The sequence below is a fragment of the Bifidobacterium sp. VU/mBH4 (B4) genome, assembly GCF_058199535.1.
Window position 1 is genome coordinate 557,063 of sequence record NZ_JBVPQJ010000001.1, and the last position, 19,135, is coordinate 576,197.

Here is a 19,135-nt window from a genome sequence, read left to right on the forward strand (position 1 = left end):
TTGACCAACCATTTTTTGGCTGGGTCTGCCGGCATAATCCATGGGGGTCATTAATATGGGTGCGAATATCCGCGGTAAACAAGGGGGTTCGGTGAACCTGAAAGACACCAACACCATCACCTCCGATAGCCGTTTCTCCAATCGTGCCTTGCTCATCCTTGAGGATGGGGAAGTGTATGTGGGGAGAGCCTTCGGAGCGGTGGGCACTACCATAGGTGAAATTGTTTTCTCGACCGGAATGACGGGGTATCAGGAAACCCTGACGGATCCCAGCTATGCTCGGCAGATCGTTGTGCAGACCTTCCCCCACATCGGTAATACCGGTGTCAATGACCAAGACGGGGAGTCAGACAGGTTCTGGGTGGCAGGATATGTAGTCCGGGAACCCAGCCCCAACGTCAGCAACTGGCGGGCCCGGGGCAGTCTCCATGACCAGCTGGTCGATCAGGGCATCGTCGGTATCAGTCACATAGACACCCGCCGGCTCGTGCGACACTTGCGTTCTGCAGGTGTCATGCGGGCCGGTATTTTTTCAGGCCCGGACCCAATGCTCAACGACGGCGGTAGGCCCAGAACCATGCAGGAACTTCTCAATCAGGTCCGTTCGGCCCCCAAGATGACCGGGTCCCACCTGACTGGCGAGGTCAGCACAGACAGGTCCTATATCGTCGAACCAGTCGGAGACCGTCAGGCGAAAGAGCCTGTCTGCACGGTGGCGGCGGTGGATTTGGGAATCAAGTCCATGACCCCTCACAGGCTGGCTGAGCGCGGGTGCAGGGTCCACGTACTTCCCGTCGACACCACCATCGAGCAGATACAGGCCCTGGGGCCTGACGGGGTTTTCTTCTCCAACGGTCCAGGCGACCCATCGACCGCAGACGAGGAGGTGTCGCTCCTCAGGCAGGTCCTGGATGCCGGACTACCATTCTTCGGAATCTGCCTGGGCAACCAGCTTTTGGGCCGCGCCCTGGGCTTCGAGACCTATAAGCTGAAATTCGGTCATCGCGGCATCAATCAGCCGGTCATGGATCTCAGCACTGGCAAGGTTGAGATTACCGCCCATAATCACGGATTCGCAGTCAAGGCACCCAAGGGAGACCCAGTGCCCTCACCCTATGGTGAAGGCCGATATGGCCGTGTCCGAGTCTCTCATGTCGATCTCAACGACGGTGTGGTCGAGGGTTTGGAGTGTCTGGACATTCCAGCCTTCTCCGTTCAATACCATCCGGAGGCGGCGGCTGGCCCGCACGATGCCTCCTACTTGTTTGACAGGTTCGTCACTTTGATGCAGGACGCCAAGGAAGGGAAGGCACATGCCTAAGCGGCAGGACATCCATTCGGTCATGGTTATCGGCTCGGGGCCCATCGTCATCGGGCAAGCGGCTGAGTTCGACTATTCGGGGACCCAGGCCTGCCGGGTGCTGCACGAAGAGGGGATTCGTGTCATCCTGGTCAATTCCAATCCCGCCACCATCATGACGGACCCCGAGATGGCCGATGCCACCTATATCGAGCCCATCGCCCTGCCCTTCCTGGAACGGATCATCGCCAAGGAGCGGCCGGATGCGCTGCTGCCCACCCTGGGTGGCCAGACCGCTCTGAACGCTGCCGTGGAGCTGGGCAAGGCTGGCGTGTTGGAGCGCTACGGGGTTGAGCTGATCGGCGCTTCGCTGGAGGCCATCGACAGGGGAGAGGACCGCGAGCTCTTCAAGCAGGTGGTGGACCAGGCCGGCGCCGAGTCGGCCAAGTCCCGCATCGCCCACAGCCTGGATGAGGCCGAAGCGGTAGCTGCCGAGCTGGGCTACCCCCTCGTGGTTCGTCCCTCCTTCACCATGGGCGGTCTGGGCTCTGGAATCGCCCATGATCGCGAGGAGCTGAGGAGGATCGCCGGCGCTGGCATCCATTATTCGCCCACCGATGAGATTCTTCTGGAGGAGGGCATCGAGGGGTGGAAGGAGTATGAGCTGGAGCTCATGCGGGACCGCCTGGACAATGTGGTTGTGGTCTGCCCCATCGAGAACGTGGACCCGGTCGGCGTGCACACTGGTGACTCCATCACCGTGGCCCCGGTCTTCACCCTGACCGACCGGGAGTATCAGCGCATGCGCGACATCGGCATCGCCATCATCCGCGGCGTTGGGGTGGATACGGGCGGCTGCAACATCCAGTTCGCCGTCAACCCAAAGAATGGCCGGATCATCGTCATCGAAATGAATCCCCGTGTTTCGCGCTCCTCGGCTCTGGCATCCAAGGCCACCGGCTTCCCCATCGCCAAGATCGCGGTCAAGTTGGCCCTGGGATACACCCTGGATGAGATCGAGAACGACATCACCCGCTCAACGCCTGCCTCCTTCGAACCGACCATCGACTATGTGGTCACCAAGATCCCGCGTTTCACCTTCGAAAAGTTCCCCGGGGCGGACACTACCCTGACCACCTCGATGAAGTCTGTGGGCGAGGCCATGGCCTTGGCCGGAAACTTCCGTGAATCCCTGGGCAAGGCCATGCGCTCCATCGACAAGCGGCACATGACCTTCTCCTGGGATGGCCCCCGGCCCGACCAGGCCGAAACGGATCGGCTGCTGGAGGCCATGCACACCCCCACCGAGCACCGTTACCTGCAGATCCAGCGGGCCTTCTGGGGCGGAGCCACCGTGGAGCAGGTCCACCAGGCCACCAGGATCGACCCCTGGTTCCTGGAACAGATCAGCATGATCAATGACCTGGCCCTTCAGGTGCGCCAGTCCGAAGTCCTGGACGATGACCTGCTGCGCCGTGCCAAGCAATCAGGACTGAGCGACCTGCAGATCGCCCACCTGCGCGGCATGGGCGACCAGGGCGAGGCGGTCGTCAGGGAGCTGCGTTGGGCCTTCGGCCTTCATCCTGTCTACAAGACTGTGGATACCTGCGCAGCCGAGTTCGATGCCGTCACGCCCTACTACTACTCCTGTTACGCCGAAGAGTCCGAGTTGCGACCCCGTGAACGCGAGGCGGTCATCATCCTGGGTTCGGGGCCCAACCGTATCGGCCAGGGGGTCGAGTTTGACTACACCTGCGTGCACGCCGTCCAGGAGCTGGGCAAGGACTATGACACCATCATGGTCAATTGCAATCCCGAGACGGTCTCAACCGACTATGACATGTCGGACAGGCTCTATTTCGAGCCACTGACCTTCGAGGACGTTCTGGAGATTTATCGGGCCGAGAAGGCCATGGGGCCTGTCAAAGGGGTCATTGTACAGCTGGGCGGTCAGACGCCCCTGTCCCTAGCGGCCAGGCTTAAGGCGGCCGGGGTGCCCATCCTGGGAACCAGCCCCGAGTCCATCGATCTCGCCGAGAACCGTGAGCTCTTCGGCCAGGTGCTTAGCAAGGAGCATCTGAACGCTCCCCGGTACGGCACCGCTCTTTCCCTGGAGGAGGCCAGAGATGCAGCACATGCCATCGGCTATCCGGTTCTGGTCAGGCCCTCTTACGTGCTGGGCGGGCGAGGCATGGAGATTGTCTATGACGACCAGCAGCTGGGCACCTACGTGGATCGAGCCCTGGAGGAAGCCAAGGCCGATACAGTGGTCTCCGGCCGGCTGCCCTCGCCCCTGTTGATTGACAAGTTCCTTCAGGATGCCATCGAGATCGATGTGGATGCCCTTTATGACGGGCAGGAACTCTACATCGGCGGAATCATGGAGCATGTGGAGGAGGCCGGGGTTCATTCCGGTGATGCAGCCTGCACCCTGCCGCCATCCACGCTCTCCGACGACCAGATCAACCGGTTGCGGCAGGCCACCCTGGCAATAGCCCAAGGTTGCGGGGTCCAGGGGCTGATTAATGTTCAGTATGCCTTCATGGCCAACACCCTCTATGTGATTGAGGCCAATCCCCGCGCATCCCGAACCGTCCCCTTTGCTTCCAAGGCCACGGGTACGGCATTGGCCAAGGCTGCAGCGCGAATCATGGTGGGGGAGTCCATCGCCCAGCAACGAGCCAATGGCCTGCTCCTGCCTGTCGGTGATGGCGGCATGGTCCGTGTCGGCCAGCCTGTGGCGGTCAAGGAGTCGGTATTGCCCTTCAAGCGCTTCCGCACTCCGGTTGGCCGGACCGTGGACATTTTGCTGGGTCCGGAGATGCGCTCCACCGGAGAGGTCATGGGCTTCGATCGGGACTTCCCCCACGCCTTCGCCAAGAGCCAGCTGGCCGCATACCAGGGCGGATTGCCCTCCGGCGGGGTCGCCTTCCTGTCGGTCAATGATGCGGACAAGCGTCAGTTGCCCATGCTGGCCGCTCGTCTGCTGGAGCAGGGCTTCAGCATCTGCGCCACCAGTGGCACGGCCTCCGTCCTGCGCCGGTACGGCTTTGACGTGGCCGTTGTCGACAAGATCAGCGATGCTGAAGAGCCGGGTCAGGCCTTCACAGATGCCGACGGAGTAAGGCATATGGGCCGAAATCCTGTCCAGTTGATTGAGGATGGGGCCATTGACATGATCCTCAACACGCCCAGCTCCAGGGGTTCGCGCTCTGACGGCTATCTGATCCGGGTGGCCGCCATAGCCGCTGATCTGCCGCAGTTCACCACCATCACTGAATTCTCAGCCGCGCTGATGGCCATCGACGTGGTCAAAAAGGACGATTACGAGGTCATGAGCATCCAGGAACACGCGGCCCGGCTGCTGGAGCTGGAGAAGGCCAGGTAGGTGCTCGCTATATGATTGACCCATGTTCCGGTCCATACAGGCCGGAGGGTGACCTTGAGGGAAGGAAGTGGCCGTGTCATCGATCAACGGTGCCGACATGTCGAGTCAGGACTCTTCGGGAGAGCAGACCGGGGGGCCAGGGAAGACGGGCGGCCGGCTGATCGTGTTGACGGGGCCTACGGCTGTGGGCAAGGGCACTGTGGAGGCAGCTCTGCGTCAGGTTCATCCAGAGGTTTGGGTCTCTGTCTCGGCCACCACTCGGGCACCGCGTCCGGGCGAAAAGGACGGCATCACCTACTGGTTCATGGACGAGCAGGAGTTTGCCCGCAGGGAGGCAGCCGGAGATTTTCTGGAGACCGCCCTGGTCCATGGCATGTCCCACTATGGCACCCCGTTGCAGCCGGTCCTAGATCATTTGGCAGCAGGGGTGCCCACGATTTTGGAGATTGACCTGCAGGGGGCGCATCGTGTCCGCCAGCGGGCGGGGGAGCTGGGCCTGGAAGTGTTTTATGTCTTCCTGGCGCCGCCGTCATTCCAAGACCTAGTCACCAGGCTGAACATGCGGGGCACCGAAAATGAGGAGCAGCGGGCCCGCAGGCTGGAGACCGCCAAGGTGGAGCTGGCCTCCGAGGGGCAGTTCGACCAGGTCATAGTCAACGACAATGTGGATAAGGCCGCGCAGGCGCTCTGGGAGGTAATTGCCAAGGAATACGGCCTCTGAGCACCTTCCTGGGCTCTGCCTCAGCAGAGTCAAAAAATCCCCCGATCGAGTGAGAGCCCGATTGGGGGATTTTGGTCTATCAGTCCAGACCCGACAGCCGATTGATCAGGTCCGGGTCGCGGGTGGCGCCCTTGTCTGCTGAGCGGGCGAAGGCGGCGTAGGCCTTCAACGCCAAGGAGACCTTGCGATCCCTGTGGGCCACATACCCTTCGCCGGCCTCCAGTTCAGCGCGGCGCTGGGCGAGTTCCTCATCGCTCAGCTCGACGTCCACCCGCCGGTTGGGGATGTCGATGCGGATCATGTCGCCGTTGCGGATCAGGGCGATGGGGCCCTTGTTGGCTGCCTCAGGAGCGATATGGCCGATGGCCAGGCCCGATGAGCCGCCGGAGTAGCGGCCGTCGGTCAGCAGGGCCACGTCCTTGCCGATGCCCTTGCCCTTGACGAATGAGGTGGGGTAGAGCATCTCTTGCATGCCCGGGCCGCCCTTGGGTCCCTCGTAACGGATGACCAGGGCCTGACCCTTGTGCAGGGTGCCATTGAGGATGACCTCCACAGCCTGCTCCTGCGATTCGACCACCAGGGCCGGTCCGCGGAAGTTCCAGATTTCCTTGGGCACGCCAGCGGTCTTGACCACGCAGCCGTCGGGGGCCAGATTGCCGCGCAGTATGGCCAGACCGCCTTCGGAGACAGCCGGGTGATCCAGGTCGTGAATGGCACCATTGACGCGGTCGGTGTCCAGATCCTCCCACTCCTTGGACTGGTTGAAGGGCTCGGGGGAGGTGATGTGGCCGGGCGCTGCGTGGTAGAGATCCTTGGCCTGGTCCAGGCAGGTGGGGCGCATGATGTCCCAGTCGTTGAGCTTGGACTCCAGATCCGGGTAGTCGATGGAATGCGTGTCCTTGTGCAGCACTCCGCCACGGTCCAGCTCGCCCAGGATGCCGCAGATGCCGCCTGCACGGTGGACGTCGGATATCTCCCAGTCTCCGGAGGGAGAGGCCTTGCAGATGCAGGGGACCGTGTGGGAGATGCGCTCGATGTCGTCCAGGGTGAAGTCCACATCCGCCGACTGTGCGGCAGCCAGGATGTGCAGGACGGTGTTGGTGGACCCGCCCATGGCCACATCCATGGTCATGGCGTTTTCGAAGGCTTTCTTGGTGGCGATGGAACGCGGCAGCACCGAGTCGTCATCATCCTGGTAGTACCGGTTGGCAATCTCCACGACCAGCTTGCCGGCTCGCTCAAAGAGCATCTTCCGGGCCGTGTGCGAGGCCAGGGTGGTGCCGTTGCCGGGCAGGGCCAGACCCATGGCCTCGGTCAGGCAGTTCATGGAGTTGGCGGTGAACATGCCGGCGCAGGACCCGCAGGTTGGGCAGACCGTCTTCTCCAGGGCCAGCAGACCCGCATCATCGATGCTGTCATCCGCTGAAGCGTACATGACGTCGATCAGATCCGTGCTCTCCTGGACTGTCCCGTCGGGCATGACCGTACGTCCAGCCTCCATGGGGCCGCCGGAGACGAAGACCGTGGGAATGTTCAGACGCAGAGCGGCCATGAGCATGCCGGGGGTGATCTTGTCGCAGTTGGAAATGCAGATCAGGGCATCGGCGCAGTGGGCGTTGACCGAGTACTCCACAGCGTCTGCAATCAGGTCACGGCTGGGCAGAGAGTAAAGCATGCCTGTATGGCCCATGGCGATGCCGTCGTCCACGGCGATGGTGTTGAACTCGCGGGGGATGCCGCCCGCTTCCTTGACGGCCTTGGAGACCAGGCGCCCCACCTTGTTCAGGTGGACGTGGCCGGGCACGAACTCGGAGAAGGAATTGGCGATGGCCACGATGGGCTTGCCGAAGTCCTCACCCTTGACGCCAGCGGCACGATAGAGAGCACGGGCGCCCGCGAACTCTCGTTCCTTCATCAATTTGGCTGATCGCATCTGCATAGTTTTATTCAAGTGAACGTGGGCATCAGCGGTTTGAACATGACCACATGTTGGAATTTTCGGCCTTTTCGCCCTGCTTTTTCCGGCAGAGAAGCCTGCGAGGCTAAAATCGAGCCCGGGCGGTAAAATCATTCAGATTGAATGAATGGTTCATCCAGTTGAATTGGAGAAACATCTTATGGCATTCGGTACCGAGCCCCATCCGCAGGGATTTGCGAATCCTCCCATCGACGACCTCATGAAGCACGCCGATTCGAAGTATGCGCTCTCTATCTTCGCGGCCAAGCGGGCCCGTCAGATCAATTCCTATTTCACACAGCTCAATGAGGGCCTGCTGCAGAACGTCGGTCCGCTGGTTGAGTACCAGAACCAGGAGAAGCCCCTGTCCATCGCCTTCCGTGAGATCAACGAGGGCCTGCTTGAAGAGACCCTGGGTGAGGATGATCTGAGCGAAGGCAACTGAGTCTTCGACTCTCAGTGCAGGGTCCTCGGACGGTGACGGTTTCTAGACAAAGGTGAATGAAATGACAGAGCGACGGCTGATTTCGGCTGAATCAGTGACCGAGGGCCATCCAGACAAGGTCTGCGACCAGATTTCCGATGCCATTCTGGACGATCTGATCGCCCAGGATCCGCACTCCCATGTGGCTGTGGAGACCTCGGCGGCCACTGGCCTCTTCTTCGTCTTCGGAGAGGTCTCGTCCCAGGGCTACACGGATATTCAGTCCCAGGTCCGGTCGGTGCTGCGCAGGATCGGCTACACCTCATCCGAAATCGGGCTGGACGCGGATTCCTGCGGCGTGACCGTGGCTCTGAGCGAGCAGAGCAAGGAGATCAACCAGGGTGTGGAACGGCTGTCGGCCAGCCAGGAGAGCGCTGCCACCCGTGAGGAGCGTTACCAGTCCCAGGGGGCCGGCGACCAGGGGGTCATGTTCGGGTACGCCTGCGACGAGACCGACACGCTCATGCCCCTGCCCATCTATCTGGCCCACCAGCTGGCCTTCCGGCTGGCACAGGTGCGCAAGGAAGGGATCATCCCCCACCTGCGGCCCGACGGCAAGACCCAGGTCACCATCGAATACGATCAGGAGGACCGGCCCCGCCGGGTGGACACGGTTCTCATCTCCACCCAGCACGATCCCGAGGTGGGGCATGACTGGCTGCAGGAGCAATTGATGGAGCACGTCATCACGCCCGTGCTGGATCGCGTCTGCGGCCAGGCCGTCGAGCACCAGGGCTACCGGGTGCTGGTCAATCCTACCGGTTCCTTTATTCTGGGCGGCCCCGCGGCTGACGCGGGACTGACCGGACGCAAGATCATTGTGGACACCTATGGGGGCGCGGCCCATCACGGAGGCGGCGCCTTCTCCGGCAAGGATCCCAGCAAGGTCGACCGATCCGCCGCCTACGCCGCGCGTTGGGTAGCCAAAAACATCGTGGCCGCTGGACTGGCGCACAGGGTCGAGGTCCAGGTGGCCTATGCCATTGGCGTGGCCGAACCGGTCAGCGTCAACGTGGAGACCTACGGCACCGAGCAGGGGGTCAGCAGGGAGCAGATTCAGGAGGCCGTGCGCGAGGTCTTCGACCTGCGGCCTGCTGCCATCATCGATGAGTTGGATCTGTTGAGGCCCATTTACGCCAAGACTGCAGCCTATGGGCACTTCGGCCGTGAGGACCCCGACTTCACCTGGGAACAGGTGGACAAGGTGGGCGAGCTCAAGGCCGCCATCGGCATGACCAGGTAGTAGCTGTTCGTCAAGAGCCGCGGCGGGTTTCCAGGTCATCGACTGGGGAATCCGCCGCGGCTCTCTTCATTGTGAAAGCGAGGGGAGGAGCCATGGATTCGCAGGACGTCAGTCAGCCCGCCCTGGACGGTCTCGCTCCGCGCCGTCGTTCGAGCAGCAGTCGAAAGAAACCTCCGCGCCGACCGGCCGATGAACTCCCTGTGGCACGGGTGGTGCTGGATGTACAGGCCACTCATCTGGGCGGGACCTTCGATTATCTGGTGGATGCGGACCAGGACGATCATGCACAGCCGGGATGCCTGGTTCGCGTCAGGTTCGGAGCGCGAAGGGTCAACGGCATCATCTGGGAACGTGTGGCAGACAGCCAGGTTCCCCGCGCCTCCCTGCGTTTCCTGGAGCGAGTGGTGCTGGATCGCAGCCTGATCTCACCTTCCCTGCGCGCGGACATCACTGCTATCGCCAAGGCCTACGGGGGAACCGAGGCCAACATTCTGCGGCTGGCTTTGCCCCCTCGTGTGGCCCGCATCGACAAGGAGCAGCAGCTGGTTCCCGGTCAGCCTCGGTTGGCCTCTGACCCCGCCTGGGTGGCCGGGCTGGACCAGCGGCAGCGGGGTCTGAAACAGAGGCTTGATTCAGGCTATCAGGGGCTGGAGAAACTGGATCGGTCACTGGAAGAGGATACGTTCACCGCCTATCTGATCGACATTCTGCCCGGTATGGACCAGGCCGCCCTCCTGGCTGCCAGGGTGCTGATAGGTGCCCTGCTGGCCGGACGGTCGGCAGTTATGGTGCTGCCAGGCACCCGTCAGGTGGCCCATCTGTCCGCAGTCCTTCAGCAGCTGGGGTTGCGCCCCTTTGGTCCATCTGTTGCCGCCGGTCCTGGTCAACAGGAGGCTCACGGCTGGTCTGGTGATTTCGCCATTCTGGACAGCGGCATGGCTCCTGCCGAGCGCTACAGGGCCTACCTTGCGCTGGCCTCCGGCCAAGTCCGCTGCGCTATTGGGCTGCGGGCTGCCATGTACGCCCCGGTGGAGGGTCCCGCCCTCTTCGCTCTGATGGACGATGCCAGCTACCAGTACGCCGATGGGATGATGCCCTACGCCAACGCCCGCGGAGTGCTGAGGCTGCGGGCGCGTGCCCACGGCGGCGTCTTCCTGGCCATGGCCCGTGCCAGAAGTGTGCGTTCCCACTGGGAGAGTCTGCCCGAGGCCACTGAAGCGGACTCTGGCGTGACCGGTCCAGGCACTGCCCTGACGCTTGACCGGCCTGTGGTGACCACTCTGCTGCCTTGGATCCGCTGGCTGAACCGGGAGGAGCTGAGCCATCTGGCCGATCCGACTATCGGCGCCCGGGTTCCCCATACCGCAGTCGCCGTTATCAACAAGGCCTTGGAGCGTGGTCCGGTTCTGCTGTCCATCCCGCAGGATGGCATCTTCGAAAGCCTGAGCTGCGCTCGCTGCCATCATCAGGCTCGTTGCCCCCGCTGCACTGGGCCCCTGCGGGCACGGCGGCCTGGCGCGCCCCGATGCGCTTGGTGCGGGGCTGCGGCTACGGACTGGTCCTGTCCTGACTGCGGGGGTTCACGGCTTCGGGTGGTCAGGGTAGGCGCCGCTGGGACGGCCCAGGAGCTGCGCATGCTCTTCAGGAATGTGCCCATCGTCATCTCTTCGCCCAGTCAGCCCCGCGGGGTGGTCGAGCGTGTACAGGATCGTCCCAGTCTGGTTATCGCCACTCCAGGTGCTGAGCCCAGAGTGGTCGCCCCGAGTATGGAAGGCAACAACAAGGGCACCAACGATTCGGATCTGCCCCGGTTGTCGCGAGGATACCGGGCCGTGGCCATTCTGGATGCCTGGACCAGTCTGTATGCCCCTGGCGTCGATGCGCGTATGGATACCCTGGGAGCTTGGATGCGCGTGTCCTCCTTCTGTCGCTCCCGGGCCCAGGGCGGTCAGGTGCTCCTGCTGGGGGAATGCGATCCCCAGCTGGCCCAGGCGCTGATGACCTGGCAGGGGCCGGTACTGGCCGCTGCCGATCTGGAGGATCGTCGGCTGACGGCCATGCCCCCTGCGGTCGGTATGGCTGCAATATGGGGTGAAAGGGAGGCCGTCGTCTCGATGCTGGACGCCGTCGGGATTGCACCGGGTCAGGAGGCGGTGACAGATGCTGGTCCTGAGTCTGTTCCCGCCCTGCTTGGACCTGTGCCCATCCCCGCGCCCGTCACGCTGAAGGCTGGCTATCTGGAGGGAACCCAGGACAGGGTTCGAGCCCTGGTTCGGGTGTCCACCAGCCGCCGGGATAAGCTGGCTGACGATCTCAAGCAGGCTCAGGCCAAGTATGTGGCCGGTCGCGGGCGAGGAGAGCTGCACTTCCGAATGGATCCCAAGGATCTGACCTGACTGCCGTTCCGGTGGCTATGTACGGGTCTATGCGGCGTGGTTTCATGAGGGGGCGCAGGCAGAGGCGCAGATGAACGGATTCAGGAAAGGCGGAGAGCCATGAAAGGATGGCCGGGCGAGGTCCAGATTGAAGCAGATGTGATCCAGGCTGAGCAGGAAGCAGCTCAGTGCCAGGGTCAGCCCATTGAACAGGTCATCTTCGACTTCGGCAACGTCCTGATTCGTTGGCAGCCCGAGATGGCCATGGTGGCCCGCTACGGGCGCAGGAGCATCGAGGCCATGCTGGATGACAGCCGTTCCGGCTTCTACCGGGCCAACAACATGATGGACGGCGGAGCCACCTGCGCCCAGGCCCGTGACTGGGTGGCCGACAACTGCGGGGCTCCTTGGGATGCCATGTTCGCCTACTACTGTGACCACTTTCTCGATTCACTGACCGGCCCGGTGCCCGGTGCACGCATGTTGGTGGAGGATCTGAAGGCGGCAGGCCTGGGTGTCTGGGGGCTGACCAACTGGGGCGCCGAGCTCTTCCATCACGCCTGGGACGGCGACTCCTTCCTGCATAGGCTGGACGGGGTGGTGGTCTCCGGGCCCATCCACATGCGCAAGCCTGACCCGGCCATCTACCGGTACGCCCTGGATCAGTTCGGAATCCAGGCTGGCAGTACCCTCTTCGTGGATGACAAGGGTATGAATGTGGTCGGCGCCAACAAGGCCGGCATCCGCAGCCTGCGATTCAGCAACCCCTACGGGCTGCGCACCGCCCTGATCGAGGCCGGGGTGAACATTCCTCAGGTCCAGTGAACGTGCAGAGGTCCGAAGCCGTCAGATGAAAAGGAGATTGCCGATATGGTCATGACATTGCTGTTTGCAGGCACACCCCAGGTCGCCTTGCCGTCGCTGAGACTGCTGGCGGCCGATCAGGAGCATTTCCGGGTTGCTGCCGTGCTCACCAGACCCGACGCCCCCCAGGGGCGTGGAAGGCATCTGCATCCCAGTCCGGTCAAAGCCGAGTCCCTCAGGCTGGGGATCCCCGTTCTTGAGAACAATCCATCCGATCCGGATTTTCCGGCCCGTCTGCAGGATACAGGCGCCAGCTGTGCGGCCGTCGTGGCCTACGGACGGATCCTGCGTCAGCCGGTCCTGGACGCCTTTGATGGTGGATGGTACAACCTGCACTTTTCCCTGCTGCCGCAGTGGCGGGGGGCAGCTCCGGTCCAACGGGCCATCTGGGCCGGGGATACCATCACTGGCGCCACGGTCTTCAGGCTGACGGCCGGCATGGATGAGGGGCCCGTCCTGGCCCAGTCAACGGTGGAAATCGGGCCGCACGAGACATCGGGCGAGCTGCTGGATCGCCTGGCCGAGGATGGGTCCCACCTGCTGGCTGCCAGCCTGGAGGCCCTTGCGGAAGGTCGGATTCAACCCAAGGAGCAGACGCAGGGCGCCTACCAGGTGGCCGCCAAAATCACCCACCAGGATGCCCACATGCGTTTCGATGTGCCCGTCTTTGCCCTGGATCGGCAGGTTCGGGCCTGCAGCCCGGAACCGGGAGCCTGGTGTCTGTATCGGCAAGGCGATGACCCGCAGGACAGGCAGACAGGGCTGACCGTGCTCAGGGCGGCTCCGGCCCGAAGGGATGAGCCTGGTCTTCCCTCGCATCTGGAGCCGGGTCGGCTGGCCATGGATCGTCGCCACCTCTGGGTGGGCACCAAGACCCTGCCTCTGGAGCTGCAGGTGGTCAAGGCTGCCGGCAAGCGCGCCATGCAGGCCATGGACTGGGCCCGTGGCGCTCGCTTGGAAGACGGGGCCCGCTGCAGCTGAATTCTTCCACCGGCTGGCTGTCCAGGCCATGCGGGGATTCCAGGGGCGAATGAAGGAGGAAAGCCATGCAGTCTGATGATGCTGACCAGGCCGACAAGGAGCAGGCCGAGGATGCAAATGACCAGGATCTGGCCGGGGATCGGCGCAACCGTGCGCTGGCTGCGGCGCTGACCAGGGCTGCGAAAGAGCTGTCCAAGGCCAAGAGCCAGTTGGCCCAGTTGGCTCAGCCGCCCCTGACAATCGCCCTGGCCTTGGGCGTGGATTCTGTGGCCTACGACAGCCAGGGGGTGCAACAGGCCCGGCTGCTGATCCTGAGCGGTTCGCGTCGGATGGTGGTGCCCCTGGCGCCCAATATCCACGCCGAGCGGATCAGGGCCGGCCAGGAGATTCTGCTCAACGCCGACATGGTGGTGGTGCGTGTGGGCGATCAACCGGTGACCGGGCAGGTCCGCACGCTGCGGGAGACCTTGGAATCCGGTGCTCTGCTGGTGGAAGACCCCTCCGGGCAGACCCGCGTCGCTGCGCGTGCGGGCTCTCTGCAGGACCAGCCCATCGAGGCGGGCAGTGCCTTGCTCATGGACGAAAGCTGTTCGCTGGCCCTGGCTGTGCTGCCTGAGTCGGACCAGTCCGACATGCTGCTGGAGGAGACTCCTGACGTGGACTTCTCTGATATTGGCGGCCTGGACAGGCAGATCGAGCGCATCCGTGATGCGGTCCAGATGCCCTTCCAGCATGCCGATCTGATGCGCCGTTATGGGCTTCAGGCCCCCAAGGGTGTTCTGCTTTACGGGCCGCCCGGCAATGGCAAGACCATGATTGCCAAGGCCCTGGCCCGCGCCCTGGCCCAGGAGAGCGACGGTCACGGGGTCTTCCTGTCGGTCAAGGGCCCCGAGGTGCTCAACAAGTTCGTGGGCGAGTCGGAACGGCTGATCCGCCGCCTGTTCGCGCGAGCCCGCAGCCTGGCAGGCCAAGGCGGACCCGTGGTGGTCTTTATCGACGAGATGGATGCCCTGCTGCGAACCCGAGGATCGGGCATCTCATCGGATGTGGAGACCACCATCGTCCCCCAGTTCCTGACCGAGCTGGACGGTGTCGAGTCCCTGGACCAGGTCATGGTCATCGGCGCCTCCAACCGCATCGACATGATCGACCCGGCGGTTCTGCGCCCAGGACGGCTGGATGTCAAGATCCGCATCGATCGGCCCGACAGGACCAGGTCGGCCGCTATCTTGGGCAAGTACCTGGGCTCCGACATGCCCATGCAGGATGATGCCGGGCCGGAGGAGCTGATCCAGGTGCTGGTTGACGGACTCTTCGCCCGGGATGATGACCACCTGCTGGGCAAGGTCATGGATGCCACGGGCCGCTGGCAGCCGCTCTACCTGGAGTCTGTGGTCTCCGGCGCCATGTTGCACAACCTGGTTGATCGGGTCAAGACCATGGCGGTCAAGGCCTCCATCGAACAGGGTCGACAGGTGGGTCTCGACCGTGGATTCTGCTTGAGAGCGGTCCGTGGGCAGTACGAGGACACTCTGGAGGAGCTCAGCGGACAGGATCCGGACCGGTGGGCCGATCTGGCAGGACTGCGCCCAGGGCGGGTCCAGGAGGTTCGCCCGGTCGACTGGCAAGGGGAGCGGTCATGAGTGCCGGGCGGGTCATGGGCACCGAGACGGAGTATGCCATTGCCGACCCCCAGGATCCCGGCGCTGATCCACGCACTCTGGCCCTGCGTCTGGTAAGGGCCGCTGCTCAGCCGGCCTTGGCGCACATCCGCTGGGACTATGGGGAAGAGGACCCGGTCAATGATGCCAGGGGAGGTCGGCTGCCGCGTTCCGCTGCCGCTCCGAGCATGCTCACTGATGCGCCCGGCGCCCGGCTGATCGATGTGGCAGCTCCCAATGGGGCGCGGATTTATGTGGATCATGCCCACCCAGAGTATGCCTCGGCGGAAACGGTGAATGCCTTCGACGCGCTGGTTCAGGATCGTGCGGGTGACCGTTTGATGGCCCAGGCCGCGGAAAAGGCTGGAGGTCTGGCTCTCTACAAGAACAACGTGGACGGCAAGGGCGCCGCCTGGGGATCCCATGAGAACTATCTGATGGACAGGGCGGTGCCCTTCGCCAGGGTGGCGGCCCTGATGACCATTCATTTCGTCACCCGGCAGATCTACACCGGCTCGGGCAGAGTGGGTCTGGGGCCCAGGAGCGAGGAGGCCGGCTTCCAGCTCAGCCAGCGCGCCGACTATCTGACCAGCCGGATTGGGCTGCAGACCACCTTCGGGCGGCCGATCATCAATACCCGGGACGAGTCCCATGCTGGGCCGGGCAGCCGTCGCCTCCACGTGATCGTGGGCGATGCCAACCGGCTGGATGCGCCCCTGGTCCTCAAGCTTGGGACCACCGATCTTCTGCTCGGGCTCTTGGAGTCCGAGGATGATTCGACCAGTCAGGTCGATGAACTGCTGGATCGCTGGACGCTGGATGACCCGGTGTCAGCCCTGCACACGGTTTCCCGTGATGTCGCTCTGACCAAGCCGCTGGCCTTGGCGAACGGGGGGTTCGCCGATGCGCTGACCATCCAAAAGGCATTGCTGGATGCGGCCCGCCAGGCCAGAAGGGGTATCGACCGGCCAGGTTGTGCCGACGACCGGGTTCTGAACCTCTGGGACCAGGTGCTCGCGGATCTGGCTGCCGTGCGTTCGGGCGACGAGGAGGATCGTCTGGCCATGCACGATCAGGCAGGCAGGCTGGAATGGCTGCTCAAGTGGCAGCTCTTGGAGCGACTGCGCCGCCGCCGTGCCATGCCCGACTGGTCGGATCCCCGTCTGGCGGCGCTGGATCTGGCCTGGGCACGGGTGGACCCCGGCCGTGACCTGCCATGGCGGCTGAAAGGATCTATCCAGCGACTGGCTGATCCCGACCAGATCACCAGGGCCATGAACCAGGGGCCGGAGCAGACTCGTGCCTGGTGCCGTTCCCAGCTGCTGCACCGCTGCCCTGATGCGGTCAAAGCCGTCTCCTGGAGTCGTGTCATTCTTGAGGAGCAGGGACCGGAGGGGGAGCCTGAAACCAGGATCGTGGATCTGTCCGATCCGCTGGGTCATACAAGGTCTTCCTGCCGGGATGACCGCGACATATACTGCAGGTAGCGCAGAAAACAGTCCGATATCCGACCGGACGACCACCGGTGGACCACAGTTGGCAATGCCTCGACCACCCGTTTGAAAGAGAAGAGAAGTATGGAATTGCGCGATTTGGCCATGCAAGCCGCCACCATTGCTGTGGAGGCCGGCCGTCATGCCCTCCAGGACCAGATCAATCCCCACGATCCCCGCTCCACCTCAGCCATCGGCCAGGGCACCCAGTTTTCGCCGGGCATTGACACGCGGCTGATTCGTTACTGCCGTACCAAGATCGCTGCCCTGGACCCTATGGACGGCTTCTGGGAGGAGGAGGCCGGCAACCGCCGTCCAGGCGGCCGCTACTGGTGCCTGGGCCACATCGACGGTCCGGTCAACTATGTGCGCAACATGGCCGAATGGACGCTGACCATTTCCCTCTTTGCCGTGGACGAGAAGGGCCACGCTTCACCGGTCCTGGGCATCGTGCACGCACCGGTCCTGGGCCTGACCTACCTGGCCGCCAAGGGCCAGGGCGCCATCAGGATCCGACGGACCATTGTGGGCGACAAGCGGGAGAAGATCATTCCTTCCACGATGACCACCCTGAACGGATCAGTGATCAGCTTCGGCATGTCCTACTTCCCCAACGAGTCCGAAAAGGTCCTGCAGATCGTCTCGCGCATGGCCGGCAAGCCTGCCGACATCAAGCGCGTGGGTCCGGTCTCGCTGGATCTGTGCCGGGTGGCGGACGGCAGCTACGATGCCTACTTCGAACCGGCCCTGCACTCCTGGGACATCCCTGCGGTCTCTGCGGCGGCTGTCGTGGTCCGGGAGGCCAAGGGTACCCTCTGGCGCTGGGACGGCGGGCACGTGCGCTGGGAGGGCAGCAACGACGTGGTGGCCACCAACGGGCTTATCGCCGAGGATTTGAACACGTATCTGAGCGGGCGCTGATCCGCGCCGGGAAGGAGAACGACCATGGCTGAGGCATCCCAGCAGGGACGGCGCATGGCAGCCGGGCAGCAGCAGGAGCAGGAAGAGGATCTGCCGCAGACCAGCGCCCAGGAACAGGGCCAGGCAGCTGGGTCCGACCTGGATGCCGTCCTGGATGACATCGAGACCACCCTGGAGACCAACGCCAAGGAGTATGTGCAGGGGTTCGTCCAGAAGGGCGGCCAGTGATTCATGGCGGATGGGCAGGGGGCTGACTCGGACTTTCGAAGGATATTCGGCATCGAGACCGAATACGGACTGAGCCTGACCGGCGCCAGTGGACCCTACGCTGCTGGCCGGGTCGCCATGGCCATGTTCCGCCCTCTGATTGAGAAGCACGGGTCAACCAACATCTATCTGCCCAATGGCGCCCGACTCTACCTGGACGTGGGCTCCCACCCGGAGTATGCCACGGCGGAGGCCCGCGATCCGCTGACGGCTCTGACCCAGGTGCTGGCCGGTGAGCGGATCATGACCGACCTTGCCGAGGGCGCCCGGAAGCGCCTGGCGGAGGACCTGGGCAGGCCGGTGAAGGTTCACCTCTTTGCCAACAATATGGATGCCCAAGGCCATGCCTTCGGCTGCCATGAGAACTATTTGCTGGACCGGCGAGTCCCCCTGGACATGATCGGAGCCTGCCTGGTCCCCTTTCTGGTCACCCGACAGCTGATCACCGGGGCGGGTCGTCTGAGCCCAGACGGGTTCCAGCTCAGCCAGCGGGCCGATTTTCTGGACGAAGGGGTCTCCTCGGCCACCACCCGTGCCCGTCCTATGGTCAACACCCGTGACGAGCCTCTGGCTGATCCCGAACGATGGCGGCGTCTGCATGTGATCGTGGGTGATACCAACCGGTCGCCGCTGGCCACCTGGTTCAAGATGGCCAGCACCCACCTGGTCCTGAACTTGATCGAGCAGGCCTGTCGCCAGGGCCGACGGCCAGACCTGGCCGACTGGGCCTTGGCTGATCCCGGTGCAGCGGTCCGAGCCGTCAGCCGGGATCGGACCGGCCGGGTAACCTTTGAGCTGCAGGCTTCCATGAAGACCGGCAGCATCAGCGCTCTGGGTCTGCAAGAGGCCTATTGGTCGGCCTGCAAGGCCTTGGTGGACCAGCAGGAGGATATAGGCATCGACCGGCCCCAGGCTCTGCGTGCCCTGCGACTTTGGAGAGCGGCCTTGGATGCGCTGGATGCTGGGCGTTGGCAGGATCTGGCTGACTGGGTGGACTGGGCCGCCAAGCTGCGGTTGCTCCAGGGCCTGAGTCGGCGAGGCGCCGGACGGGATCTGGACGAGGCGCTGGACCTGGACTATCACGATCTGAGCGCGGGAAGGTCCTTCCCTGGCCTGGTCAGGCATGGGCTCATGCGCTCGCCGGTCGACGACTCTGAGATACGTCGCGCCATGGATCAACCTCCAGAGGATACCCGGGCCCGTCTGCGTGGCAATTTCGTCCGTGCCGCGGACCGGGGAACGCGCACCTGGTCTTGCGACTGGAGCCACCTGGTCCTGGGCGGCTCTCACCGCGTCGAGGTGGCCCTGCCTGACCCCTTCGACCATCTGGGCCCACCCCGATACCACTCCCTGATGGATTTCCTGAGGGGTACAGCGGAGCCGCATGCCTAGGGATGGTTTGCATATGGGACATCGGTCAAGTCTGCTGTAAAAAGAAGGGCCCTGGCATCCGTGGATGGATGCCGGGGCCCTTGCAGAA

14 protein-coding genes are annotated in these 19,135 nt (G+C 63.5%); 13 read left to right on the forward strand and 1 reads right to left on the reverse strand.

Going from position 1 to position 19,135, the window contains the following annotated elements:
• Positions 1-91: 91 nt before the first annotated feature.
• The 3 genes from carA (at position 92) to gmk (ending at position 5,409) form a co-directional block, all read left to right on the forward strand.
• Positions 92-1,321 carry a glutamine-hydrolyzing carbamoyl-phosphate synthase small subunit gene (gene carA / locus AC0AII_RS02420; RefSeq protein WP_490445955.1) on the forward strand — a complete coding sequence of 410 codons (1,230 nt, stop codon included), beginning with the start codon at positions 92-94 and terminating at the stop codon, positions 1,319-1,321.
• Positions 1,314-4,688 carry a carbamoyl-phosphate synthase large subunit gene (gene carB / locus AC0AII_RS02425; RefSeq protein ID WP_490445956.1) on the forward strand — a complete coding sequence of 1,125 codons (3,375 nt, stop codon included), beginning with the start codon at positions 1,314-1,316 and terminating at the stop codon, positions 4,686-4,688. The genes carA and carB overlap by 8 nt, the downstream gene beginning before the upstream one ends.
• Before the next feature lie 97 nt (positions 4,689-4,785).
• Positions 4,786-5,409, forward strand: a complete 624-nt coding sequence (gmk, locus tag AC0AII_RS02430) for a guanylate kinase (RefSeq protein ID WP_490446093.1) — start codon at positions 4,786-4,788, stop codon at positions 5,407-5,409.
• Between the two features lie 79 nt (positions 5,410-5,488).
• Here the strand turns inward: gmk and ilvD are convergent, their stop codons facing one another.
• Entirely contained in the window at positions 5,489-7,348 is a 1,860-nt protein-coding gene (gene ilvD / locus AC0AII_RS02435) for a dihydroxy-acid dehydratase (protein ID WP_101432618.1), read from the reverse strand.
• Positions 7,349-7,526: 178 nt separating this feature from the next.
• Here ilvD and rpoZ point away from each other — a divergent pair, with 178 nt between their 5' ends.
• From rpoZ to AC0AII_RS02485, 10 genes are all read left to right on the forward strand, one after another.
• Entirely contained in the window at positions 7,527-7,811 is a 285-nt protein-coding gene (gene rpoZ, locus AC0AII_RS02440) for a DNA-directed RNA polymerase subunit omega (RefSeq protein WP_015022131.1), read from the forward strand.
• A 61-nt stretch (positions 7,812-7,872) separates the two neighbouring features.
• Positions 7,873-9,093, forward strand: a complete 1,221-nt coding sequence (gene metK, locus AC0AII_RS02445) for a methionine adenosyltransferase (protein WP_490445957.1) — start codon at positions 7,873-7,875, stop codon at positions 9,091-9,093.
• A gap of 92 nt (positions 9,094-9,185) precedes the next feature.
• Positions 9,186-11,489 carry a primosomal protein N' family DNA-binding protein gene (locus AC0AII_RS02450; protein WP_490445958.1) on the forward strand — a complete coding sequence of 768 codons (2,304 nt, stop codon included), beginning with the start codon at positions 9,186-9,188 and terminating at the stop codon, positions 11,487-11,489.
• Positions 11,490-11,588: 99 nt separating this feature from the next.
• Entirely contained in the window at positions 11,589-12,293 is a 705-nt protein-coding gene (locus AC0AII_RS02455; protein WP_490445959.1) for an HAD family hydrolase, read from the forward strand.
• A 45-nt stretch (positions 12,294-12,338) separates the two neighbouring features.
• Positions 12,339-13,313, forward strand: coding sequence for a methionyl-tRNA formyltransferase (gene fmt / locus AC0AII_RS02460; protein ID WP_490445960.1), 975 nt, complete (start codon positions 12,339-12,341; stop codon positions 13,311-13,313).
• Positions 13,314-13,378: 65 nt separating this feature from the next.
• A complete protein-coding gene (arc, locus tag AC0AII_RS02465) occupies positions 13,379-14,956 on the forward strand; it encodes a proteasome ATPase (RefSeq protein WP_490445961.1) in 1,578 nt (525 codons plus the stop codon).
• Positions 14,953-16,461 carry a depupylase/deamidase Dop gene (gene dop / locus AC0AII_RS02470; RefSeq protein ID WP_490445962.1) on the forward strand — a complete coding sequence of 503 codons (1,509 nt, stop codon included), beginning with the start codon at positions 14,953-14,955 and terminating at the stop codon, positions 16,459-16,461. Before arc ends, dop begins: the two co-directional genes overlap by 4 nt.
• A gap of 90 nt (positions 16,462-16,551) precedes the next feature.
• Positions 16,552-17,388, forward strand: a complete 837-nt coding sequence (locus AC0AII_RS02475; protein ID WP_045924645.1) for an inositol monophosphatase family protein — start codon at positions 16,552-16,554, stop codon at positions 17,386-17,388.
• Positions 17,389-17,412: 24 nt separating this feature from the next.
• Entirely contained in the window at positions 17,413-17,616 is a 204-nt protein-coding gene (locus AC0AII_RS02480; RefSeq protein WP_490445963.1) for a ubiquitin-like protein Pup, read from the forward strand.
• 3 nt (positions 17,617-17,619) lie between these two features.
• Positions 17,620-19,047: a proteasome accessory factor PafA2 family protein gene (locus AC0AII_RS02485; RefSeq protein WP_490445964.1), complete on the forward strand. Its 1,428-nt coding sequence runs from the start codon at positions 17,620-17,622 to the stop codon at positions 19,045-19,047.
• Positions 19,048-19,135 lie beyond the last annotated feature (88 nt).